Origin of the sequence: Streptomyces sp. NPDC006463 (assembly GCF_042870715.1) — a bacterium.
GTDB lineage: Bacteria > Actinomycetota > Actinomycetes > Streptomycetales > Streptomycetaceae > Streptomyces.
In genome coordinates this window covers 18,590-40,288 of the sequence record NZ_JBIAHP010000024.1, presented here as the reverse complement: position 1 = coordinate 40,288, position 21,699 = coordinate 18,590, and the positions used below count along the sequence as shown (strand labels likewise).

At 69.9% G+C, this 21,699-nt stretch carries 17 protein-coding genes and 4 pseudogenes; 10 read left to right on the top strand and 11 right to left on the bottom strand.

What is annotated here, in order from left to right; genetic code table 11:
* Positions 1 to 50: 50 nt before the first annotated feature.
* The gene (locus ACFYOB_RS32915) at positions 51 to 668 is read right to left on the bottom strand and encodes a hypothetical protein (protein WP_388566290.1); all 618 of its coding nucleotides are present in this window, start codon (positions 666 to 668) and stop codon (positions 51 to 53) included.
* A 939-nt stretch (positions 669 to 1,607) separates the two neighbouring features.
* On the opposite strand from ACFYOB_RS32915, the pseudogene ACFYOB_RS32910 reads away from it, so the two are divergent.
* Positions 1,608 to 2,066 (top strand): annotated as a pseudogene (locus tag ACFYOB_RS32910) (site-specific integrase); the annotation flags it as partial.
* Between the two features lie 174 nt (positions 2,067 to 2,240).
* Here ACFYOB_RS32910 and ACFYOB_RS32905 read toward each other — a convergent pair.
* Entirely contained in the window at positions 2,241 to 3,203 is a 963-nt protein-coding gene (locus ACFYOB_RS32905; RefSeq protein ID WP_388566288.1) for a LysR family transcriptional regulator, read from the bottom strand.
* Between the two features lie 138 nt (positions 3,204 to 3,341).
* Here ACFYOB_RS32905 and ACFYOB_RS32900 point away from each other — a divergent pair, with 138 nt between their 5' ends.
* The 3 genes from ACFYOB_RS32900 (at position 3,342) to ACFYOB_RS32890 (ending at position 6,788) form a co-directional block, all read left to right on the top strand.
* Positions 3,342 to 4,583, top strand: coding sequence for an MFS transporter (locus tag ACFYOB_RS32900; protein WP_388566285.1), 1,242 nt, complete (start codon positions 3,342 to 3,344; stop codon positions 4,581 to 4,583).
* 95 nt (positions 4,584 to 4,678) lie between these two features.
* Positions 4,679 to 5,275: a cysteine hydrolase family protein gene (locus ACFYOB_RS32895; protein ID WP_388566283.1), complete on the top strand. Its 597-nt coding sequence runs from the start codon at positions 4,679 to 4,681 to the stop codon at positions 5,273 to 5,275.
* Positions 5,276 to 5,657: 382 nt separating this feature from the next.
* Entirely contained in the window at positions 5,658 to 6,788 is a 1,131-nt protein-coding gene (locus ACFYOB_RS32890; RefSeq protein WP_388566280.1) for an FAD-dependent oxidoreductase, read from the top strand.
* Positions 6,789 to 7,264: 476 nt separating this feature from the next.
* Here the strand turns inward: ACFYOB_RS32890 and ACFYOB_RS32885 are convergent, their stop codons facing one another.
* Both ACFYOB_RS32885 and ACFYOB_RS32880 read right to left on the bottom strand, forming a co-directional pair.
* Positions 7,265 to 8,200 carry an NADP-dependent oxidoreductase gene (locus ACFYOB_RS32885; RefSeq protein WP_388566277.1) on the bottom strand — a complete coding sequence of 312 codons (936 nt, stop codon included), beginning with the start codon at positions 8,198 to 8,200 and terminating at the stop codon, positions 7,265 to 7,267.
* Positions 8,201 to 8,306: 106 nt separating this feature from the next.
* Positions 8,307 to 8,948, bottom strand: a pseudogene (locus tag ACFYOB_RS32880) (DsbA family oxidoreductase); the annotation flags it as partial.
* Between the two features lie 145 nt (positions 8,949 to 9,093).
* On the opposite strand from ACFYOB_RS32880, the gene ACFYOB_RS32875 reads away from it, so the two are divergent.
* The gene (locus tag ACFYOB_RS32875; protein ID WP_388566274.1) at positions 9,094 to 9,732 is read left to right on the top strand and encodes a TetR/AcrR family transcriptional regulator; all 639 of its coding nucleotides are present in this window, start codon (positions 9,094 to 9,096) and stop codon (positions 9,730 to 9,732) included.
* A 431-nt stretch (positions 9,733 to 10,163) separates the two neighbouring features.
* Here ACFYOB_RS32875 and ACFYOB_RS32870 read toward each other — a convergent pair.
* The 3 genes and pseudogenes from ACFYOB_RS32870 to ACFYOB_RS32860 all read right to left on the bottom strand — a co-directional run.
* Positions 10,164 to 10,256: pseudogene (locus ACFYOB_RS32870) on the bottom strand (transposase family protein); the annotation flags it as partial.
* Positions 10,257 to 10,299: 43 nt separating this feature from the next.
* On the bottom strand, positions 10,300 to 10,767 hold the full coding sequence (locus ACFYOB_RS32865) for a GNAT family N-acetyltransferase (protein WP_388566272.1): 468 nt from the start codon (positions 10,765 to 10,767) through the stop codon (positions 10,300 to 10,302).
* Positions 10,768 to 10,786: 19 nt separating this feature from the next.
* Positions 10,787 to 11,209, bottom strand: coding sequence for a winged helix-turn-helix transcriptional regulator (locus tag ACFYOB_RS32860; RefSeq protein WP_388566269.1), 423 nt, complete (start codon positions 11,207 to 11,209; stop codon positions 10,787 to 10,789).
* A 68-nt stretch (positions 11,210 to 11,277) separates the two neighbouring features.
* On the opposite strand from ACFYOB_RS32860, the gene ACFYOB_RS32855 reads away from it, so the two are divergent.
* Complete coding sequence (locus ACFYOB_RS32855) at positions 11,278 to 11,949, top strand: nitroreductase family protein (protein WP_388566266.1); 672 nt, start codon at positions 11,278 to 11,280, stop codon at positions 11,947 to 11,949.
* Entirely contained in the window at positions 11,946 to 12,794 is an 849-nt protein-coding gene (locus ACFYOB_RS32850) for a MurR/RpiR family transcriptional regulator (protein WP_388566264.1), read from the top strand. Before ACFYOB_RS32855 ends, ACFYOB_RS32850 begins: the two co-directional genes overlap by 4 nt.
* A gap of 233 nt (positions 12,795 to 13,027) precedes the next feature.
* On the opposite strand, the gene ACFYOB_RS32845 is transcribed toward ACFYOB_RS32850, so the two are convergent.
* The gene (locus ACFYOB_RS32845; protein WP_388566262.1) at positions 13,028 to 13,318 is read right to left on the bottom strand and encodes a hypothetical protein; all 291 of its coding nucleotides are present in this window, start codon (positions 13,316 to 13,318) and stop codon (positions 13,028 to 13,030) included.
* A gap of 615 nt (positions 13,319 to 13,933) precedes the next feature.
* Between ACFYOB_RS32845 and ACFYOB_RS32840 the strand changes: the two genes are divergently transcribed.
* Entirely contained in the window at positions 13,934 to 15,649 is a 1,716-nt protein-coding gene (locus ACFYOB_RS32840) for a PKD domain-containing protein (protein WP_388566260.1), read from the top strand.
* Positions 15,650 to 15,989: 340 nt separating this feature from the next.
* Positions 15,990 to 17,036, top strand: a complete 1,047-nt coding sequence (locus ACFYOB_RS32835) for a GlxA family transcriptional regulator (protein ID WP_388566257.1) — start codon at positions 15,990 to 15,992, stop codon at positions 17,034 to 17,036.
* 560 nt (positions 17,037 to 17,596) lie between these two features.
* Here ACFYOB_RS32835 and ACFYOB_RS32830 read toward each other — a convergent pair.
* The 3 genes and pseudogenes from ACFYOB_RS32830 to ACFYOB_RS32820 form a co-directional block, all read right to left on the bottom strand.
* On the bottom strand, positions 17,597 to 18,097 hold the full coding sequence (locus tag ACFYOB_RS32830; RefSeq protein WP_388566255.1) for a hypothetical protein: 501 nt from the start codon (positions 18,095 to 18,097) through the stop codon (positions 17,597 to 17,599).
* A gap of 1 nt (position 18,098) precedes the next feature.
* Positions 18,099 to 19,454 (bottom strand): tyrosinase family protein, encoded by a 1,356-nt coding sequence (locus tag ACFYOB_RS32825; protein ID WP_388566541.1) that lies wholly within the window; start codon positions 19,452 to 19,454, stop codon positions 18,099 to 18,101.
* A 99-nt stretch (positions 19,455 to 19,553) separates the two neighbouring features.
* Positions 19,554 to 20,064 (bottom strand): annotated as a pseudogene (locus ACFYOB_RS32820) (transposase); the annotation flags it as partial.
* Positions 20,065 to 20,455: 391 nt separating this feature from the next.
* Here ACFYOB_RS32820 and ACFYOB_RS32815 point away from each other — a divergent pair.
* Entirely contained in the window at positions 20,456 to 21,508 is a 1,053-nt protein-coding gene (locus tag ACFYOB_RS32815; protein WP_388566252.1) for a ferritin-like protein, read from the top strand.
* Positions 21,509 to 21,699: the final 191 nt, after the last annotated feature.

Sequence of the window (21,699 nt, the reverse complement as noted above, 5' to 3'; positions counted from 1 at the left end):
GGCCGGAACAGTCACGTGATCGACCTGGAGCGTCTGGGCCGATCGGGGGATTACTCCTGGGGTGGGCCGATGACGGACTGACCGATCTGCTCTGCCAGCCAGGAGGCGTGCCGTTCCTCGGACCCGTCGCGATTCCTGCGGCGCACGTGGACGAGCACAGTGTGGTCATCGGAGCGCTGGTCGGGGCCTTGGGCTCGGCAGTTGAACAGCAAAGAGACCCGGGCGTTGTTGGGTTCGCCGTGGATGCCACGGTCCGGTACATCGGGCCAGATCAAGCTGGACCACCAGATCTCGCCGATGTTCGGGCCGACCAAGGCAGCGAAGTCCTCCTCGACGCTGCCCACGGGCCGGTATTCCATTGACGCCCAGAGCGGCAGGTGCGGGGAGAGGAAGTCCGGATCTATGGAAAGCTCGGGCGCGTGGACTCCGCCGTGCAAACCCGTCGGGTCGGAAGGATCCCGCGCCCAGTCCTCGACATCCTCTTTCCGGAACCAGGCATCCGGCAGCGCCTCGCGTATCCGCAACACCTCCGGGACGGTGCACAGCTCGACGTCCACTGACACCTCCGTGTACTGCCGGTCGCCCACTGCCACAAGCTGACGCGCCACGTGCAGCGCCAGTACGGGATCGGTGGTGCGGAAGATCGGGTACGCGATGGGGTTGGACATGCGAGCACCTTGCCACAGCCGACAGCGGACGAAGATCCAACACGGATGGATCTACAGCGGCAACCTGTCCTCCGGTTGGTCGGGTGCCGACGACTGCTGATCCAGTACGCACCTCTTGCATCTCGCCCTTGTCCGGCCCGGAGCTTGGGAACATCGGTACTGCGGCTCTCGGTACTTGGACGGCGGCATGCGGCTGTCAGGGATCGCAAGGGGTGCCGAGGGTCTGTGCCACGATCTGCTCGGTGCGCTGGCGGCTGGTGACGAGGCCGGGTACCTCGGAGGTTCCTCCGCCCAGGGAAGCCGGGCAAGCCCCGCCGCACCCTGTTCTGTCAGCGGACCTGACCGGGTAAGCCGAAGGCGACCTTGGGCAAGCCCTTGCAGGCGGTCCAGCGCCTCCAGCTCCCGGTTCCGCCCGAGTAGCTGGGGTTTCGCGTGGTGCGGCATGTTACCTCCGGCATGGGTCCCTCCCGGAGGAGCTTCACCCATCCACGAACATCGGTGCTGGCTGACCTGCACGGATTCGGCCATCACCCCTGGCCGGCATCGTTGATTCAGCACAATATGACTGATGCGCGGCGGATACATCGACACATCGCAGGTGACGGTGACGACCGATGGGTCTCAAGCTTGAGGTGACTTGCGCAAGGTTGATCACCAGCGGGTCCGCGGGCGGCTTCGGGCGGGTCCTGACCGAAGCGGTTCTGGTCAGCGGAGACCAGTTCCTGGCGACGGCCCGGCAGGAGTAACTGGCTGACGATGAGCCCGCTTGCCTGCTCGAACTCCCTGGGGGACCAGTTCGCTGCACTCCTGCCCGCTCGGGGAGAGTTCGCCGCGGACCACTCGCTCCGACGCTGCACAGAGCGGAGCGGAAGGGTCGTGGACCTCTACGTCTACCTCGCCGCGCGCCTCGTCACGCTCCGCAGGCTCATTCGGCGCTTCCAAGGCGCCCGGACCATGGCCCGCCGCCCGAGCCTGGCGCGTGAGGACTACGTGCCGGAGAGCGTCTACTGGGACGGGCACCGCCCGGCTGCTGCCCAGGCTCCTCAAGGGCCGTACACGCGGGCCGGTGTTCGTTACCCATCGCCGGCCGGGGCCGGGCAAGGTCGTCCGCCCCGCGCCGCGTGCCCGGACAGCGGGCTGGCCCGCCTGTCGTACGGATAGGCCCGCGCGCTGCTGGACGAGCCCCCCTCCATCCGCGGGCCGAGGACAGGATGGGACCTACACGAGTACCGCCACTCCTCGCTGACCCACCTCGGGGAACAGGGCGCCTCGCTGCTGATGCTGATGGCGAAGTCCCGGCACGAGAAGCCGGAGAACGCCCGCCGCTACTTCAAGCCCTCCCCGGAGGCGATCTCCGGGCTGACCAGGTTGCTCGCCCCCGGCGACGCCCGCCGTTGACCGCCTGCGCCCGACAGAGCCGAACCCGGGCGAGCGTGAGCAGGTCAGAGACGGTGTCGCCGTACCTCGCGGTGGGCGGAGAGCAGGAGTGGAGCGTGCCGATGGCCGCCCATGCCGGCCCCCTGAGTTACCGTCCGTCGATCCCGACCACGACGATCGAAGACGCGGAGCCGTTCAGCGCGGAGTCACCCAGCCCGGTACCCAGGTCCCGGCGGTGTCGTCGCCGGCAGTTGCGGCAGTTGTGGCGGTTGTGGCGGTTGTGGCGGTGAGGTGGGCGCGGAGGGTGGCCAGGGCTGGGTGGGGGCTGTCGCGGTGCCACAGGAGCGAGTGCGGGTAGACAGGGGTGGGGTCGGTGACCGGGATGCGGCGCAGGCCGTGGCCGGCGGGCCAGACGAGGCGGGTGTGCTCGCCCATGAAGGTGGCCAGGGCCGGGGTGTCGGCGACGGTGTCGAGGAGCGCGTCGGAGCCGAAGTTGGGGCCGGTCGCCTCGATGGTGAGGCCGAACTCGGCCACGAGGTCGTCGTAGTAGGCGGCCCACTCGCTACCGGGGACGATGCCGGGCATCCAGATCCGGTGTCCGGCGAGCTGGGTGAGGGTCACGGACCGGGCAGCGGCCAGCGCGTGGGCGGAGCCGGCGAGGAGCTGGAGCGGTTCGTCGAGCACCCGGACGGACTCGATGTCCTCGGGAAGGTACCGGCCGGGCGCGGCGACGGCGCGGAAGGACGCGTCGATCTCACCCGACCGGATGGAGGCGACGGCCGTCTCGATGTCGAGCAGCATCACCACGTCGAGGTCGATCTCGGGGTGCGCGTGGTGGAAGCCGCGCATCAGGCCCGACGCCGCGCCGCGCGAGGCGATCACGTCAACGCGCAGCGGACGGCGGCCGGCGCGCACGGACGCGACCGCGCGCTCGGCGGCGCGCAGCAGATCGCGCGCGTGGGGCAGGAACGCCTGCCCGTCGATGGTGAGCTCGGCGCCCCGCGGTGTGCGGGTGAACAGCCGCACACCGAGGCTGCTTTCCAGCGCGGCGATGCGCTTGGAGACAGCCTGCTGGGTGATCGACAGGTCGGCGGCGGCCTTCTGGAACTGGCCCGCATCCGCGATGGCGGCGAAGGTGCGTACAGCTTCGAGATCCATGCCGACCCACCTTAGTGAACAACAGACGGTTGTGGAGAGACGGCATTGCAGTTGTTTGACCTGTGGTTGTGCTGCTCGCTTAGCTCTCATCGGTCAACGTCGGTTTGTTCGAGTGGGATGGCGAGGGGCGCGCTGAGCATGCTGGGCAGGAGAGCGTTGGGCCGACAGTTCGGCTGGCTGTGGGCGGCGTACGCGGTGAGCGCGTACGGGTCCGGGCTGGGGTTCGGGGCATTACCACTGGTCGCCGTGCTGGTGTTGCACGCTGGCCCCGCCGAGGTGTCCGCGCTGTCCGCGGCGGGGCCAGCGGTGGGCGCGCTGATCGCGGTGCCGCTCGCGCCGTGGATGGAGTTCCGGCGCAAGCGCCCGGTCATGATCGCGATGGACCTGACCCGCTTCGCGGCCATGGCGACGATCCCGGCCGCCTACGCCTTCGGCCGGCTCGGTTTCGTCCAGCTGCTCGTGGTCTCTGCGGTGGTCGCTGCGGCCAAGATCGCGTTCAACGCGGCCAGCGGCGCCTACCTCAAGGCCCTCGTCCGGCCGGATGACCTGCTCGTGGCCAACGCGCGGTTCGAGTCCACGAACTGGAGCTCTATCGCGGTCGGGCCCCCGCTGGGCGGAGCGGCGATCGACCTGTTCGGGCCGGTCACCACCGTGGTGGCCGACGCGCTCAGCTACCTGGTCTCCGCGTTGAGCATCACCGCGATCCGCGGCCGGGAGGAAGCGCCGCAGGCAAGCGACAAGAGCCCGGTCCGGGCGGGCGCGCTGGCCGAAGGCTGGCGTCACATCATGGGCGAGCCCGGTCTGCGGGCGCTCTACCTCAACCAAATGCTCGTCGCCGGTTTGATCATGGCCACCGAGCCGCTGCTCGCCGTGCTCCTCTTGCGCCAGCTCGGCTTCCCGCCCTGGCAGTACGCCCTCGCCTTCGCCGCCCCCTGCGTCGGCGGACTCATCGGCTCCCGGCTGGCCCGCCGTGTCGTGGCCCGCTACGGCCGGCACGCCGTCTTCCGGACCGTCGGCACCCTGCGCGTCATCTGGCTGATCGGCCTGGTCTTCGTCCGCCCCGGCGTCGTCGGCCTCGTCACCGTGATCGCTGTCGAGCTGGCGATCATCATCAACATGAGCCTCTACACCCCGGTGCTCGCCACCTACCGGCTCGAACACACCCCCAAGCATCTCGTCGCCCGCACGCTGACGGCCTGGTCGATCGGCCAGCAGGCGTCCATCGCCCTCATCACCGCGCTCGGCGGGCTGCTCGCCGACGTCACCAGCCCACGTACCGCTCTCACGGTCGCGGGACTGCTCATCCTCACCACCCCGCTCCTGCTGCCGCGACACGACCACGTCGCGTCCGAGCCGGAACTGGCCCGTAGCGATTCATGACATACCCCACTCGCCGCTGACGCCCGCAAGCCGCAGCTGGCCCGCCGACGCGTGTCCGCGTCGACCAGACACACACCAGTAAGGAGAACTCTTACGTGAGCCCTGTCCCCGCCCTCGACCCCGCGCAGACCGCTCTTCTCGTCATGGACTACCAGCCCGCGATCCTGGCCCTCGTGCCCGAAGGGGACGGCAAAGCCCTGCTCGGTCGCGTGGAAGGGGCCATCGCCCACGTTCGCGCGAAAGGCGGCACCATCGCCTACGTACGCGTCGGCTTCACCGAGGCCGACTGGGACGCGATCCCGGCCGTCAACAAGTCCTTCGGTCCGCTGGCCCAACACCGCGTAATGCACCACGAGGACCCTGCCACCGCCATCCACGAGCGCCTGGCTCCCCAAGAGGGCGACATCACCGTGCGCAAGGTTCGCTACGGCGGCATGTCCACCACCGACCTCGACCAGCAGCTGCGCGAGCGCTGCATCACCACTCTCGTCGTCTCCGGCATCAGTACCAGCGGCGCCGTCCTGTCTACCGTCATCGACGCCGCCGACCGCGACTACCAGCTCTACGTCCTGTCCGACGGCGTCGCCGACCCAGACACCGACCTCCACAACGTCCTGCTCCATCAAGTCTTCCCCTCACGGGCCCACCTCATCGACACCGCCGAGCTACACGCCCTGCTCCGGACTGACTGACTCGAACCATGAGCCGACGCGGGCCGCCGCAGCGTACGAAGTGTTCGGCGTCCCCGACCTGTTGGCGATGGCCGGGCACGTCGCTGGACCGGACGCGCCCGGCCACCGTGTGTCGGTCATCTCGCCACGGCTCCGGGTCACCGCCTCGGGCGGCACGAGCCTGGACGTGCGCCCCTTGCACGAAGTCGACGTATCAGATCCTGCGCTGCGCCTCCTCGACTGATCGGCGCTCTGAGTCAGGGTGATGGGCTGCCAGAGCCGCGATGTCAGTCATCTGTCGGGGGTGTCGGTCCGATGTCGGTGGCTCGTCGGCGCGCCCTGGAACCTTTCGTGAAACGGCCGCCCGGAACTCACCGGCCGGCCGGATCCCGAAGGAGCCACCATGTACACGCCCGTCACGATCATCGGCGCGGGACTCGGCGGACTCACGCTGGCCCGCGTCCTTCACGTCCACGGAATCCCTGCCGCGGTCTATGAGGCGGAGCCGTCCCCGACGGCGCGCCCGCAGGGCGGGATGCTCGACATCCACGACTACAACGGGCAGCTCGCCCTCAAGGAGGCCGGTCTGATGGACGAGTTCCACGCCATCGTCCTGGAAGGCCGTGAGGCGATGCGGGTCCTCGACCCGGACGGGACCGTCCTGCTCGACAAAGCCGACGACGGCACGGGCGGACGCCCAGAGGCACAGCGCAGTGAACTGCGCCGGATCCTGATCGACTCGCTCCCGGCCGGCACCGTCCGATGGGGGCGCAAGGCCAGCAGCATACGCGCCATCGGCGAGGGGCGCCACGAGGTGACGTTCGCCGACGGAGGCACCCTCGTCACCAGCCTGCTGGTCGGCGCGGACGGCGCGTGGTCACGGGTTCGGCCGCTGCTCTCCACTGCCACACCCGAGTACACCGGCACGTCGTTCGTCGAGACGTACCTGTTCGACGCCGACACCCGACACCCGGCCGCCGCGAAGGCGGTCGGCGGCGGGATGCTGATCGCGCCCGCGCCGGGCAGGGAGATCTTCGCCCACCGGGAAAGCGGCGACACGCTGCACACCTACGTGGCATTGGCCAGGCCGCAGGACTGGTTCGCTGCCATCGATTTCACGGACGCCGCAGCGGCCACCGCGCGGATCGCGCAGGAGTTCGACGGCTGGGCGCCGGAGCTCACCGCGCTCATAACTGACGGCGATACCGGGCCGGTCCTGCGTCCCCACTACGCTCTGCCGACCGGGCACCGGTGGGACCGGGTGGCGGGGGTGACCCTGATCGGCGACGCCGCCCACCTCGCGGCCCCGAACGGCGAAGGCGCCAACCTCGCCCTGCTCGACGGCGCCGAACTCGCCAAGGCCCTCGCCGCCAACCCCGACGCCATCGAGGCCGCCCTCACCGAGTACGAGCACGCCATGTTCCTCCGCAGCGCCGAGGACGTCACTTTCAACGGGGTCGAGATGTCCGAGATCTTCTCCGCCGAAAACACCGCCCACGGCCTGATCGCCATGACCACCGAGAAGGGCCAATGAGCCGCTAGCCGAGGTCACGATGGTGGCTGCCACCTCTTGCTCAACTGCCTCACGCACTCAATGACTTCAGTTCGTGGAACGGTCACCGCGACCGTTCCACGAACGGTTTCGCAATTCTCGCCAACGAACATGCCCAGGCGCTCGATGGTGAGTTGCTGTACTGGGTCACCTTCGACACGCCGCAGCACGACAGCGGAGGGGACGGCCCCTATCGCAAGGTCCCAGATCCGGGGTCGCTACCTGAGGGCCGTGCACCGCTGCGGCTGGCTGCCCGGCGGTGTCCGTGAGGGGAGGCACGACCGCGAACTGCAGGTTGAGCCGCCTATCCATGTCCAGCCGGAAGGTGCCGTACGGGTCGGCGACGGCCCGGGCGTTCAGGAGGGTGTTCCTTGAGCGCCTTGCAAGGGCCGCAGGCAGGGCAACGCGGAGGCCGCCGACCGTGGGGCGGTAGGCGGCCTCCGCGATCGGGGGCGCGGTCAGGCGCGGACGCCGATGACGGTCTTGCCGCGGGCGCCGCCTCGCTCCACCTTCTGCAGGGCCTCGGAGGTCTCGTCGAGCGGGAAGACCGTCTCGACGATCGGCCGGAGCTGTCCGGACTCCACCAGGCCGGCGAGGCGGGCCAGCTGCTCGCCGTGCGGGCGCATGAAGAAGCTGCGGGCCTCGACGTTCCACTGCGCCTTCTTGGCCTCGGCGTCCGCGATGGGGACGATCGAGACCAGCGTGCCGCCGGTCTTGAGCACCCCGAACGACCGCTCCTGGGTCTCGCCGCCGATGGTGTCCAGTACGACGTCGACGTCGGAGACGACCTCGTCGAACTTCTCGGCCCGGTAGTCGATCACTCGGTCGGCACCGAGCTCGCGGACCAGTTCCACGCTGCCGGCGCTGGCGGTGGCCACGACCTCGGCCCCGAGCTGCTTGGCGATCTGGACGGCGGCGGAGCCCACGCCGCCGGCGGCGCCGTGGATGAGCACGCGGGTCCCGGCCCGTACGTCGGCCTGCTCGGTCAGGGCCTGCAGGGCGGTGAGCGCGACCAGGGGCAGCGAGGCGGCCTCCTCGAACGTCAGGCCGGACGGCTTGGCGGCGACCAGCGACTGGTCCACGGCAACGTACTCGGCGAAGGCGCCGCCCAGGCGGGGGTCGACGCGGGAGAAGACCTCGTCGCCCACGGTGAAGCGGGTGACCTCGCCGCCGACCTCGCTCACCACACCGGCGAGCTCGCTGCCGATGACCAGCGGCTGGGCCGGCTCACCCGCGCTCAGGAAGCCCTTGACGATCAGGTGGTCCACCGGGTTGACCCCGGCCGCGCGGACCTCGATGAGCACGTCGCGGGGCCCGACGGCGGGGACGGGCACGTCGGTGACCCGCACGACGTCGCGGACCTGGCCGTACTGGTTGATGACTGCTGCCTTCATGGGGAGCTCCTTGATCAAGTCTGTGCCGGGCTGCCGAGCAGCCGGGCTGGGTGGGGGGAATTGGAGGGGGCGCACCGAGGTGGTGGGGTGCTGGTGTGCGGTGGGATCAGGCGGTGGTGGCGCTGCGGTCGGCCGCGGCCCTCTTCAGGGCTTCCAGCAGGACCTCGGGGCTCTGGGCGCCCTGGAGCACCAAGGTGCCGTCGATGACGAAGGTGGGGACCGCGGTGACGCCGAGAGCGGCGGCTTCGGCAAGTTCGGCGCGGACCTCGTCAGCTCCCTCGGACGAGGCGAGGAAAGCCAGCGCCGCGGTGCGCTCGAGGCCGGCCGCCTCGGCGAGCTCCGCGAGCGCCTCGCGGTTGCCGAGGTTTCCGCCGTCGGTGAAGTAGTGCGCCAGCAGGCGCTCCTTCACCTCGGCCTGGCGTCCGTGCCGCCGGGCGAACCACAGCAGCCGGTGCGCCTGGAAGGTGTTGGCTGCCAGGGCGTCGTCCATCCGGAACGTGATGCCCTCGGCGGCCGCGGCCCTGGTCAGCGGGCCGAAGATGGTCGCTGCGGGGCGACCGAACTTGCGCTCGTACACGTGCGCGGAGGGTTCCGCCGTCTCGGAGGCCGCGGGGTTGAGCTGGAACGGCCGGTAGACGACGTCGACGCCCGCCGCCTCCGGAAAGGCGGCCAGGGCCTTCTCGAATCGGCGCTTGCCGATGTAGCACCACGGACACACCAGGTCCGAATAGATCTCGACCTTCACGACGCTCGCTCCTGACGGGCCTGTCTTGCGGGTGGGTCCGGTTCCTCTTCAGGAGTTCCGGACTGCTCGTTCCATAACGTAGCCCATTCTGGAACGAGCGGTCAAATATGTGCTGCCCCGGCCGCCGACCTTCGCTACCGTGGGGTGCATGGCGAGACCACGCACGTTCGACGAAGAAGCGACCCTGGACCGGGCGATGATCCTGTTCTGGCACAAGGGCTACGAGGCGACCGCGATGAGCGACCTCGTGGCGGAGCTGGGGCTGGGCCGCGGATCGATCTACGCGGCGTTCGGGGACAAGCACCAGCTGTTCATCCGGGCCCTCGGCCGCTACCTGGACCACCAGACCCGGCTGCTCGGCACCGCGCTCGACGACGAGGGGCCGGCGCTCCCTCGGCTCCGGGACGTCCTGGGCCGGCTCCTCGCCGCTGACGCGGCCTCCGGCAGCGCCGGATGCTTCAGCGTCAACAGCATCGCCGAGCTGCTGCCGCAGGACGAGGAGGTCGCGAAGCTGGCCCGGCGGAACCTCCGGTACGCCGAGGAGGCGTTCACGACGCAGTTGGAGCGGGCCGCGCGGGACGGGGAGCTCGCTCCGGCCGTCACCCCGCGGCAGGGCGCGCAGCTGCTGCTCAACCTGGTCCAGGGCCTGCAGATCATGCGCAAGGTCGACTCCGATCCGGCCCGCGCCGCGGCCTGCCTGGACTCCACCTTCGCCCTGCTGACCCGGCCGCTGGACACCGTCGCGGCACCCGGCGACGGCTCGGTCATGTCCTCGACGGCGACGTAGCCTCCCGGCGGACAACACACCCGGAGCGCTGAGTCGCACCCGTCGCCGGCCCGTCTCGTGTCACCCTGCGGGGGTGATCGCCAGGTGCCGTGGCGTACATCGAGCGTCGCCTCGGGTCGGCCCGCTCCGGGAACGGACCGCCCAGCCGCGACCGGTCCGGCAGGGCAGCCGGCCTGCTCGTCACCGCCTCCTCGGTGACCGTGTTCCGGGGCTCCGGTCCCGGCTCCACCTGGGTCACTGCCTCCTCCCCGCCCTCGCTCGCCGCGTACTGGGACGCCAGGAGGACCGCGCGGGTAGCCAGGCCAAGCCCCCGCCAGGAGGACCGGAGGCCGTACGCGACATCCACCTGGCCGGAAGCCAGACCCGTGTCGCAGCATCGGATTCCGCGGACATCACGCGGAGCTACCCGCCACCCTCCGCAAGGGCCGGCCGACGATGCGGTAGGCGGCCGACTTCGACACTCCGAACAGCGTGGCCAGCTGCCGCAAGCTGAGGTTCGTCCGCCAGTATGCGGCGACCAGCAGGACGTGGACGGGTGGCTGCGGACCACGAGTTCACGGACTGCTTTCAGTGCAGATCGAGCAGCATCACGTCATGGAGGTCCGCGCCCTCGCCCCACGGCCGTGCCTCGCCGATCTTGCGGTATCCCCAAGCCCGGTAAGCGGCCGACGCCGCCTTGCCCGCCGGGTGGACGTTCAGTTCCATGAGCCCGAAGGTGCGTTGCCCGTCCTCGCGCCGCATGTCGTCGGGCACGGGCTCGGTCAGTTCGTCCCACCACACCGTGGCGGGCCCGAGCGGGTGGCCGTACGCCATGCCGATCGGCTCGCCGTCCTCGGTACGGGCCAAGGCAGCGCGAAAGGTGGGATTGCGAGCCTGTACGGGGAAGCGGCGGAAGGCGGCGGCCACATCGTCGTCGGTCTCGTTGTAAGGAGGCTCGGCGAACGCTTCGGCGTAGATCAGCTCGAACGCGTTCCCGGCCTGCACAGCGGCCGATCCGTCCAAGAGCTCTATCGTGATGGTCCCTTGCTGCGTCATGTGGTGCCCCCTCGAACAGTCACGCAACTGTGCTCGCCGCGCACTCGCGGCCGCTGGTCGGGGTCGCTGTGTTGGAGCGGGCCCTGGCTCGCTCGATCTCGTTGATGTGGGCTTCTGTCCACTGGCGCAGTGAGGTGATGGGTTCCGCGAGGCTGTGGCCGAGGTCTGTCAGGGCGTACTCGACGCGGGGCGGGATGGTGGGATACACGGTGCGGGTCACGAACCCGTCGGTTTCGAGGCAGCGCAGGGTCTGGGTGAGCATCTTCTGTGAAACGCCCTCGATGCGCCGGCGCAGGTCGGTGTAGCGCAGGGTTCCCTCGATGAGGGCATCTACGACCAGGATGGTCCACTTGCCGGAGATGTGATCGAGGACTTGGCGTGTAGGGCATTTCGCGGAGTAGACGTCGGCCGGCAGCCCGGATGATTCCACCGTGGTCTCCATGCGGGGAGAGTAACGCACAAATAAGTGCCTTCTTCCTGTTGGGGAGTGACTCTCCAATAGTTACTGGCATGACGAAGCACACGATGTCCGTCGCGGAAGCGATCCGTACCCGCCGCACAGTCCGCCACTACCTGCCCGACCCCATCCCGCAGAGCATGCTCGACGAGCTCCTCGATCTCGCCGTCGAGGCTCCCACCAGCTGGAACCTTCAAGACCGGTCGATTGTTGCGGTGTCCGGTGACGAGGGCCGTGCAGGACTGGCCTGGGCCACCGGGGGCCAGCCGCAGCCCCAAGAGGCCCCGGTCGTCCTGGTCTTCGTCGCCGAGCCGCAGGCCTGGCGGGAGGACCACGGCGACGTATATGAGCAGGCGCGGCGCAGCGGAGCGTGGAACGACGAGTTCATTGCGGGGTTCTCCGCCGCGTCGCAGGCGTTCCAGGAGGATCTGGACCGGCGTGGGCTGCTGCGGGAGTACGCGGTCAAGGACGCCGTGATAGCCGCATCCTTCGTGATGCTCGCCGCCACCGGGATGGGCCTGGCGACCTCGCCCATGAACGGCTGGGACGAGGCGAAAGTGAAGAAGGTGATCGGGATCGCCGACCGCGACGACCTGGCCGTCGCCTTGCTCGTATCGGTCGGCTACCCGGCCCAGGAACGGCCTCATCCGGGCCGGCGCCCCCGGCGGCGCACCGTCTTCTACGAGTCGTACGGAGCCGCTGCAACGCCGTCCCAGGACGGATGACGTCGGCGGCGCGCACGCGAGGGGTGCTCGCCGCTCACATCCGGGCCCACCTGTCCGAGCTGCGCGACACCGAGGCACGGGTGGCGCAGGTCGTCCTGGACAAGGGTTCGGAGCTGGTGCACCTCAGCGTCAGCGATGTCGCGGCGCTGGCCGGCACCGCGCCGTCCTCCGTCGTACGGGCCTGCCAGCGACTGGGGTTCCGCGGGTACCAGGAGCTGAAGATCGCCGCCGCCCGGCAGGCACCCGCGCATGAGCCCTCCCAGGACCGGGACCCGGCCGCCCGCGCCCTGGCCGACACGGTCCGCGCCGCCCGGGAAGCGCTGGACGGGGTGGCGGCGACGGTGACCCCGGAACGGCTGCGCACTGCGGCCGGACTGATCGACGCGGCCGCTCGGGTACTGGTGGTCGGCGCGGGACTGTCCGGCGCGGTCGCGCTGGATACCGCCTACCGGCTGCGCGCGCTCGGCTGCGCGGTCGACGCTCCGGCCGACCCGCTGACTGCGCAGCTGGCCGCATCGCAACTCACATCCGCCGATGCCTGCCTGGCCATCAGTCATACGGGCGCCACGCGCAGCACGGTGGAGGCCGCCCGGGGCGCGCGGCGGGCCGGGGCCCAGGTGGTCGCCCTCACGAGCTACGCCCGCTCGCCGCTGAGCGAGTCCAGCGACTGCACGCTGGTTGCCGGCGGCCAGGACCTGGTGTTCGGACTCGAAACCGTTGCCAGCCGGCTGGCCCACCTCACGGTGATCGACGCCGTCGCCCTCACCCTGCTGGGGTTGCGCGGGGCGCCGGCCGAAGCGGCGCTGCGGCTGTCGGCCGACGTCACGGTCGACCACTCGTACTGACGGTGCGAGGCATGGGGGTGCACCGCTACAGCGAGTTCATGGACCTGTTGCTGGCTCAGATTCGCGAGCGGTCTGTCCCCAGCGCACCGCTGACGCCGACGGGGACCCGTTCCAGTCATCTGGAACGGCTCCTACCGGCCCGGGTAGCGGGGCGGCACCGTGGGTGTCACCGCCCCTTCGCGGCGGCTGCGTACGGAGCAACGCGCGTCAGGCCTCGACCGCCGGCGGGCCCGTCAGTCCTCGACTGGCAGCGGGACGTGGCCTGCCGCCTTCTGCACCGCGGCCTCCAGCTCGCCGCGGTCCAGACCCATCGTCTCCGCGTAGTAGGTCAGGGTGTCCTGCAGCGGCTCCCAGACCTCACGCCACTCTTCCCACGCGTCCCGAAAGGCCACGCGCTGCTCCTCGGTCTGATGACCCGAGTCGTCGCGTTCCTCCTGAAGGCGCTTCACCGCGGCATGCGCTTCGTCGCTCGCTTCCTGCAGCCCGATCAGTTCGTTCATATAGTCAGACAGTTCGATTTCCACTCCTGAATCTTAAGCGGCAAGACCCGCCTGGCTAGCAGCGCCGCCGGACCGATGGACCGCTTGCATCCGCACCGATTCACGGCGTTGCCGTCCCACGCGGGTCAGCCCGCCCCGCCCCATCCACATGCCTCAGACGCCACGGAATGCAGCCACCGCTCCAGGCCCTCAGGATCTTCGCTTCCTCTTCGCCCCCGGTGACGAGGCCGCATCGACGGGCCCAGGTCACTTCGATGGCGGTTGTCGACCGCCCTTGAAGTCGTAGACGCGGGGGTGCGTCGGCCGGGCATGGCCCAATCCGGGCGTCGCCGGCCGAGGACTTCGCCGAGGACTTCAGCGGGCAGGTCGCTGAGGAAGCGGGCGATGCGGGGTGCGCCCTATCCCGCGTCCAGCGCGATCAGGATGTCGTGGTCAACCGGGCAGTACGCCCAGGCCCACCCGCAGGGCCGCCATTGCGGCGGCCTCCTGTCGATCGCAAACCGCACGGCCGGTAAAGCCTTAGCCCTTAGGGGGTGAATCGCCCAGAAGCCCGTGACCCTCGGCCGGGACCTTCCGTACGTTGGCCCCTCTTCGCTCATCACCACAACTGGGGGGCCGGTGCGCAACCACCGACTCGTAATGACCGCTGCCCTCGTGGCGGCCGGTCTCGGCATCATCCCGGGCACCGCGCAGGCGGCGGATCCCGTACCCGTCGCGGCTGGCGTGGCCGAGGCGATAGCCAAGGCATCCACATCCGAGGGCTTTCACAGCCCGGCCGACCGCACGATCCGTACCGCCCTGCCCGCCGCCGAGGGGAACGCCAAGACGGCCGCACCGCAGACCGCGCGGACAGCGCAGACCACGCAGGCCGCGCAGACCATGCAGACCGCGCAGACCACGCAGGCCGCACCGGACGCGGGGGCCAACCCCGCACTCGCGGTGGACGTCAGCGGCACCAGCTACACCGCGCACGGGATCGAGCTCACCGCCCTGATCACGAGCGCCGACTTCGCGCTCGACGTCGTCATCGACTGGGGCGACGGGAAGACCGACACGGTCACCGCCCAGGGCAACGCCGAGCTGCACCACTCGCATACGTACGACAAGTCCGGCGAGTACCAGGTGAAGGTGACGGTGACCGACACCGCCAACGCCGTCCAGGCCGCCAACGGGGGTGCCTTCCTCACCCCCGGCTCCGACTTCACGCCACACACCCCGACCCGGCTCCTCGACACCCGCAACGGCACCGGCGCGCCCGCGGGCAAGGTCGCCGGGCAGGGGTCGGCCCGGGTGAAAGTGGCCGGCAACGCCTCCGTCCCGGCGGGCGTCACCGCGGTCGCCCTCAACGTCACGGTGACGGAGACCGTCGACAGCGGGTACGTGACCGCGTGGCCCGGCGCGGGCTACGACCGCCCGGGGACCTCGAACCTGAACTACACAGCCGGCCGGTCCATCCCGAACCTGGTGATCGTGCCGGTCGGCGAGGACGGCTACGTGGAGCTCTACAACGGAGGACCGAAGCCGGTCGACCTGATCGCCGACGTCACCGGCTACTTCACCCGGGCCTCGGCGGGCGGCTACACCTCGATGACGCCCGCCCGGTTCGTGGACACCCGTGAGGGCCTCGGCGCGCCCGTGGGCAGGCTCCCCGCCCGCAGCGCGTTCACGACCCGGATCGGTGGCCTGCGCGGGGTGCCCCAGGGCATCACAGCCGTGGCGCTGAACCTCACGGTGACCGAACCCGAGGGGCCGGGCCACCTGACCGTCTTCTCCGGCGACGGGCCGGTCCCGACGGCGTCGAACCTGAACTTCGCGCCCGGTCAGACGGTGGCCAACGCTGTGATCGTGCCCGTGGCCGCGGACGGGACGATCAAGGTCTTCAACGGGTCGTGGATGCCGGCCCACGTGGTGGTCGACGTCGTCGGCTACTACAGCAAGGACAGTAGGGCCGCCTTCCTGCCCTTCACCCCGTTCCGGACGCTCGACACCCGCGTGGAGGCCTACGGTTGGCCCGGCGGCCGGTTCCGGGCCCGGGAGTACATCACGCAGGGGTTCACGCCCGAGGCAGCGACGGGTGTCGAGGCGTACGTGCTGAACACCACCGTCACCGAGACCGGCGGCACCGGATACCTCTCGGTGGCGCCGAGCCCCTACCCGCTGCCGGCGGAGGGCGAGCCCGCCGCGCCCGCCGGGCCGCGCCCCGGCTCCTCCACCCTGAACTGGACGTCCGGCGAGACCGTCCCGAACCTGGTGCAGGCGAGCGACGGCGACCACGGCGTCATCACTTTCTGGAACCAGGGCTATCAGGACGCCGACCTGGTGCTCGACGTCTTCGGCGTCTACCAGTCGAAGTGATCCCCGCGGGCGGCACGCCCGTGCGTGCCGCCCACGGGGCCGGGGCCGCCGGTTCAGCTTCACGACGGTGATGCCCTCAAGGACCGGCTCGGAGACCCTCCTTCGCAGACCCACCCGAACGCGGCGTACAGGATGGCCCTTTGATGGGACACGGGGACGTCTCGCTGTACGCCCCGGGCGGCGCACCGATGACAGTGGAGGTGGGGTCCTCGGCGCGGGCCGCCTGGTCCCTGGGGTCGGCTGCCGGCTGAGGGGCGGGATTCGCCAAGGTCGGGGGTAATCTCGCCACACGCGAGGTGCGCGAGCGGCGTCCGGCCGGCGACCAGGGGGTACGGGAGCGATGGCACAGGCAGCGCCGCAGGCGGAGGACGCCGTGGGTCCGGGCTCCGGACCGGGTGCGCTGCGGGTCGGGGTCCTGGCGTACCCGGGCTGTTTCGCGTCCGAAGTGTTTGGCGTCCCCGACCTGTTGACGATGGCCGGGCACGTCGCTGGACCGGACGCGCCCGGCTACCTGGTGTCGGTCATCTCGCCGCGCCGCCGGGTCACCGCGTCGGGCGGCGCGAGCCTGGACGTGCGTCCCTTGCACGAGCTGGACGTCCTCGTGGTCCCCGGCTTCGAACTGCACCCGGATACGGACCTCGACGCGCGGCTCGCCCGGCTCGCCCCCGAGATCGCGGCGATCCGCGCGCAGGCCGCCGCCGGCACCGCCGTCGTCTCCCTCTGCGTCGGCGCGTTCCTGCTCGCGGAGGCCGGGCTCCTCGACGGGCGCCGGGCCACCACCTCCTGGCTGCACGCCGGCGAGCTGGCCGCGCGCTGCCCGGACGCCGACGTACGGCCCGAGCACCTGGTCGTCACCGACACAGGGGTGACGACCACGGCCGCCTTCAGCGCCATGTACGACTTCGCACTGGACCTGATCCGTCGGCACAACGGCGCCCGGGTGGCCCGGACCACTGCCCGGGTAGCGCTCGTCGACGACGCGCGGACCTCACAGACCCCGTACGTCGACCCTCGGCTCCTCCCGCAACCCGGCCGGGAGTTCTCCCAGCGGGTCATGCGGCGGCTCGACCAGAACCTCGCCCAACGCTACGACCTCGCCACCCTCGCGGACGCCTTCCGGGTCAGCACCCGCACGCTGCTGCGCCGCTTCGCCGAAGAGACCGGACGAAGCCCGCTGGCCCATCTGCAGGCCTCACGGGTCCGCCGCGCCCGCCATCTTCTGGAGACCACCGACCGCACCGTCGCCGCCGTCGCGGCGGCCGTCGGCTACCAGGACCCCGGCACCTTCGCCGCTCTCTTCGCCCGCCACACCGGCCATCGCCCGAGCGCCTACCGGGCTGCCTTCCGCCGCACGGAGCGGGCGTCCTCCCCGGACAGCGGCGGCTAGGGACGGTGAGGAGTGTTCGACGGCGGAGGGCAGGCAGTCCGAGGCGAAGGCGGGGGCCAAGGCGGCGGGGGAGTGGCGGGCCAGGTCGGCGCACTCGGGAGCCGTGGTACGGCTTTGACCGTGACGCAGCCGTCGGCTTCGGCCCATCGGTAGTACCAGTCGCTGGTGTCGGTGAGGGAGTCGGCGTGCTGCTCGAAGGCGTCGCGGCCCTCGTGGTTGCTCCAGGGGTGGATGGCTACTTCGACGCATCCGGGCCGTCGTCGAGTCCAAGTTCCCGACCAAACGCGGCCAGGACCTGTCCAGGGTCCGCTCGATGCGGGAGCGCAGGTCCGGTGCTGCAACGTCCAGGCGTCCCAGGCCGGTCGTGATCTCCACGGGGTGTTGGCCTCGGCGTGTTCGGAGTCGGGCTGAGCGGGAACCGGAAGTGCAGCCACACGCAGTGGGAGATGACCTCCACCGAGTTCCGGTGGCTCTGTGTGCAACCACAAGATCATCCCACGCCCGGCAGTCAACGTGACAGTGCCGTTCGATCCCATGCTCAGCAGGCCTGGGCGGAGCTCTCAGTGAAGCTGCTGGGTGCCGGCGCTGTCGTGGACGAAGACGGACCGGGTGTCGGTGGAACGGTAGCTCTCCTTCATGGTGAAGGCCTGGGGCGTGCCGCCCGCGGGGGCGTCCGGGGCCTCGAAGTACAGGACGTAGGTCTTGGAGGTGACCGACTCGCTCTCCAGCTGCAGCCAGCCCACGACGCCGGCAGCCGGAAAGGTACCGGTCGCGGTGATGGTGGTCTTCGTGGTGCCCTGCTGGAAGGCGAAGGCGGCTGTGCCGAGGTCCAGACGCTTGCGGGCGCCGTCTTTCCAGCGCTGGAAGAGCGTGATCCACTCCTCCGGCCATGGGCCGCCGGTCGCTGTGGGCGGCATGTCGCTCTGCAGCCGCGCCAGGATGGCGTCGGCATTCGCCACGACGTCGTCGTAGTCCCACAGATCGACTGCGAAGCCCATGTGGGCCTTGTCGGTGGCGCGGAACATCGGCTGGATGTGGAGCTCGAACACGGGAGTGCGCATGCTAGCCGTACACCTCCACCAGAACGCTGTTGAGTGTGATCTCCCCGATCAGCTCGGGTGGCTGTTGTGGCTCACCCTGCGGCGTGGGTGAAGCCGTGTACTGGAGCGTCAGCAAGTGCTCCTCGGCTTCGGCCGTGGCGGCGAGCACGGTCGTCACGTCGAAGCGCGCGGTGACCACGGTCGGGTGGTCGTGCGGCTCCGTTCCGTGTCCCGGGTGGCCGTGGTCGTGCGTGTCCGTCCCGGGGTGGCCGTGGTCGTGTCCGGGGTGTCCGGTGCCCTCGCCGTGCGGGTGGGCCTGCCACATCGCCAGGTACCCGATGTCGAAGCGTTTCGCGAACTCCTCTTCGTCGCGCAGGTATGGGATGTCGACCGGATGGAAGAACGCCCGCAGCACATAGCTCCCCGTCAGGGGGATCTTCACCTTCTCCAGGCACAGGCCCACGCGCCTGCCCCGTGCCGCGTGTGACGCGGCCGCCGCGATGCCGAACTGCACCCGCCCCTTCTCGCGCAGCTCCGTTACGAGACCGGCGTCGGACACCGGAGTGAGCGGGACCGTCTCCAGCAGCGGAGGCGTGAGGGGGAGCGGGGTGGGCGGAGCGAGTACGTCGAACGCGGCGTTGAGCCGATCGGTGTACTCGTACCGGTAGTCCAGCGCGAGCGTGTCGGCGAAGTCCGCGACCTTGTGTTTGGGCTGCGTCAGGAAGCCGCGCAGCTTGCTCTGCGGAGAGGTCGGGGCGGGCATCGCGTGGCGCCGCTGCCATTCGGCCCAGAGCAGGTCGATGAAGCAGTGGAAGCTGAAGTAGATCGGGTCCATCGCGGCCGTGGTCGGGACCGACATCAGGCCGCCGATGAAGTTGGGATGCATGTAGTCGTGCGGGCCCCGCTCCAGCCGGCCCTTGTTGCCGATCGGCGAGCCCTTCACGTAGCCGCCGAACTCGGCCTGGTTGTTCTCGTGGAGCACGATGTCGAGGGTGTTCGCCGGCAGCGGCGTCGACAGGTTCTCGTTACGGCTGGAGTCCAGCCCGGGCTGCGAGAACGCGGCCGGGAACTTGCCCGTCGCCTGGGGATGGATCCAGTCCCAATACGGCACGGTGACATTCGCCGTTCTGGGTGGGTCCGCCGCCTGCAGCAGCTTCTCGAAGTAGTGCAGGTGAGCCCGGTGCCACGGCAGGAACAGGTCGCTGCCGTGTTCGCACGGGCCGACGGACCCGTCGTTGTGGAGCGCAGCCTGGAAGTCGTATCCGCTCGCGTCGTCCGGATCGGCGGCCGAGCGTGCGCGCAGGATTTCGATCGCGTGGATGTAGTCGCTCAGCTCGCTCGGGCTCAGGGAGTTGATGTCCCGTCGGCTTCTGACCATCGCTCCACCTTCGGTTCGGCTCTCCCTATACGTATCAGCAGGAGCGCTGTGGCGCGTGTCACAGTTGTGGCGTGTCCGCGTGAAGAGGCACAGGGGGGCTTTCTTGTCGTGGTGGGCCCTGGAGGCAGGGCGGCGAGGGTGGCGGGGGCGTTCGCCGCGGATCGAGGAGTCTGGGTTGAGGTTGCCGGGGCGAGCCCGGTATAGGCGGTGAAGTGGGCGGCGGAGGGGAAGTTGCTGCCGTCGCCGGCGTCGATGAGGATCCTGGCTCCGGTTCTGCTGCCGACTCCGGGCATCGAGATCAGGACTTTGGAAAGAGGGTGGGCCTCCAGCAGTTCCTCTATTCGCCCAGCCAGGAGTTTGCGCTGGTCAAGGACGGCGGCGAGGGGGAGCCGACCAGGCTCGGGAGGATCGGTGCGGCTGCTTCGGTGCCAGGCACGCCAGGTCTGTTCGTCCAGGGCGCTGAAGAGGCCTCGATCAGGCGCTCGGCCATCCGCGGTGCTTTCGGTTGCAGCGGCGTGACCAGCCGGCGTCAGTCGGCTTTGCGGATATGGGCCGGTGACCCGAACCGTTCGAGCAGGGCCGGGACGGCCGGGTGCGTTTGTCGAACGCCCTCTTGCCGACCGGTGTGACGGCGGCGGCGTGGTGTTCGCCCTTGCCGACGTCCAGGCCGAGGCAGAGGTCGATGTCGCCGGTGTCGATCACCTGCGTCCTCCGGTCGCGCTTTCGCCGGCCTCACCCACGGCACCGATCGCCACATCCACAGTACGAAGTACCTCCTGACCTGCGAACAAGCCGGCAGGGAGGGCGGCCGGGACTCCCATTGCCAGGCCGACGAAGACGGTAATGGAGGGGGCGAGCCGAGGTGGGTTCCTGGTCGCGGGCTTCGAGGCGGCCTGCCCCGATCGGGTGGACCGTCCGGGGGCTCGCCCGCACCTCGCTCGAACGGCCTGCCGGATGGATAGCGTTTCATCCCGTCTGTATAGAAATGAGAAAGGTGTGGCATGACCCAGGTCCTTGAGTATGAGAGCAACGCCATCGTCGAGCTGCTGAGCGTCCTCCCGGCGGACCGCGATGCGGAGTGGCTGAAGAACTCCCTTCAGCAGGCGATCATGGTGGAGATCGCGACCATCGGTCCGTACGCCAGTGCCCTGTGGTCGATCAAGGAGTCGAACGCGGCGGTAGCCAGGGACATCCGGGAGATCATCTTCGATGAGATGACCCATATGGGATTGGTGTGCAACATGCTCACCACCATCGGAGGGACGCCAGTCCTCGCCGACCCCAAGGTGGTGCCGAAGTACGAGCATGCGCTGCCGGGCGGCGTGCGGCCCGAACTCATCGTCTTCCTGGAGGGGCTGACCAAGGACTCGGTCGAGATGTTCTCCGAGATCGAGCGCCCGGAGCACCCGGTCGCCCAGTTCGAGACCTTCGCCACCATCGGGGCCTTCTATGCCGCGATCGAGGAGGCGTTCGAGACGCACCAGGGCCTGATCAGCGGCGACCGGCAGATCGACTTCTCCCTTGAGAGCCACGGCCAGGGCAACAAGATCGTTCCGCTCGACAGCATCGAGAAGGTGCGAGCCGCGATCGAGATCATCAAGGAGCAGGGTGAGGGCACCTCTGCCTCACCCGAGAACCCCTTCCCCGGTAAGCCCGGCGAGCTGGCGCACTTCTACGTGTTCCGGGAGATGTTCCACGGCAAGAAACTGATCAAGGTGTCGGAGAATCCGGTCGTCTGGGACTTCAAGGGCGACGACGTCCCGCTGCCCCCGGCCTTCCCCATGGGACGGGTGCCCGAGGGCGGTTGGGCCAACGGCGGGCCGAACGCGCCCACGCCCGAGGTCCAGCAGGTGCTCAGAGCGTTCAACACGCATTTCAGCGCGATGCTGCGCTCGCTGGAGGAAGCCTGGCTGACGGGTGACTCGGACCTGCTGTTCCCGGCGATCTCCCACATGGGCGGGATGCGCACCGAGGCGCGGAAGCTCGTTCAGCTGGAGCTGCCCGACGGCAGCGGGAAGACCTACGGGCCGGAGTTCCTGTACGTCGAGGAGTGAGATGCTCCACCGCCTCCCGCAGGGCCAGCCGCTGCCGCTGTCCGACGGACAGGGAGCCGACCGGGGCGGACAGCCGGCGCGGGCAAAGAGCCGCAGCGACAGGAGTCGTTCGGCGTGCTCCTTCGCGGGAGCCGCCCGTCCACCGCGACGCCCGCCGCGGCCGGCAGCACCCGTCGGGCGTCGCCGGAGAG

What these genes read in the sequence shown, in the direction of transcription:
- ACFYOB_RS32840 (WP_388566260.1), top strand. Translation starts at nt 13,934, where the DNA reads ATGACCGCTGCCCTCGTGGCGGCCGGTCTCGGCATCATCCCGGGCACC.
- ACFYOB_RS32830 (WP_388566255.1), bottom strand. Translation starts at nt 18,097, where the DNA reads ATGCGCACTCCCGTGTTCGAGCTCCACATCCAGCCGATGTTCCGCGCC.
- ACFYOB_RS32850 (WP_388566264.1), top strand. Translation starts at nt 11,946, where the DNA reads ATGACGTCGGCGGCGCGCACGCGAGGGGTGCTCGCCGCTCACATCCGG.
- ACFYOB_RS32860 (WP_388566269.1), bottom strand. Translation starts at nt 11,209, where the DNA reads ATGGAGACCACGGTGGAATCATCCGGGCTGCCGGCCGACGTCTACTCC.
- ACFYOB_RS32855 (WP_388566266.1), top strand. Translation starts at nt 11,278, where the DNA reads ATGACGAAGCACACGATGTCCGTCGCGGAAGCGATCCGTACCCGCCGC.
- ACFYOB_RS32825 (WP_388566541.1), bottom strand. Translation starts at nt 19,454, where the DNA reads ATGGTCAGAAGCCGACGGGACATCAACTCCCTGAGCCCGAGCGAGCTG.
- ACFYOB_RS32885 (WP_388566277.1), bottom strand. Translation starts at nt 8,200, where the DNA reads ATGAAGGCAGCAGTCATCAACCAGTACGGCCAGGTCCGCGACGTCGTG.
- ACFYOB_RS32875 (WP_388566274.1), top strand. Translation starts at nt 9,094, where the DNA reads ATGGCGAGACCACGCACGTTCGACGAAGAAGCGACCCTGGACCGGGCG.
- ACFYOB_RS32905 (WP_388566288.1), bottom strand. Translation starts at nt 3,203, where the DNA reads ATGGATCTCGAAGCTGTACGCACCTTCGCCGCCATCGCGGATGCGGGC.
- ACFYOB_RS32865 (WP_388566272.1), bottom strand. Translation starts at nt 10,767, where the DNA reads ATGACGCAGCAAGGGACCATCACGATAGAGCTCTTGGACGGATCGGCC.
- ACFYOB_RS32915 (WP_388566290.1), bottom strand. Translation starts at nt 668, where the DNA reads ATGTCCAACCCCATCGCGTACCCGATCTTCCGCACCACCGATCCCGTA.
- ACFYOB_RS32815 (WP_388566252.1), top strand. Translation starts at nt 20,456, where the DNA reads ATGACCCAGGTCCTTGAGTATGAGAGCAACGCCATCGTCGAGCTGCTG.
- ACFYOB_RS32900 (WP_388566285.1), top strand. Translation starts at nt 3,342, where the DNA reads ATGCTGGGCAGGAGAGCGTTGGGCCGACAGTTCGGCTGGCTGTGGGCG.
- ACFYOB_RS32835 (WP_388566257.1), top strand. Translation starts at nt 15,990, where the DNA reads ATGGCACAGGCAGCGCCGCAGGCGGAGGACGCCGTGGGTCCGGGCTCC.
- ACFYOB_RS32890 (WP_388566280.1), top strand. Translation starts at nt 5,658, where the DNA reads ATGTACACGCCCGTCACGATCATCGGCGCGGGACTCGGCGGACTCACG.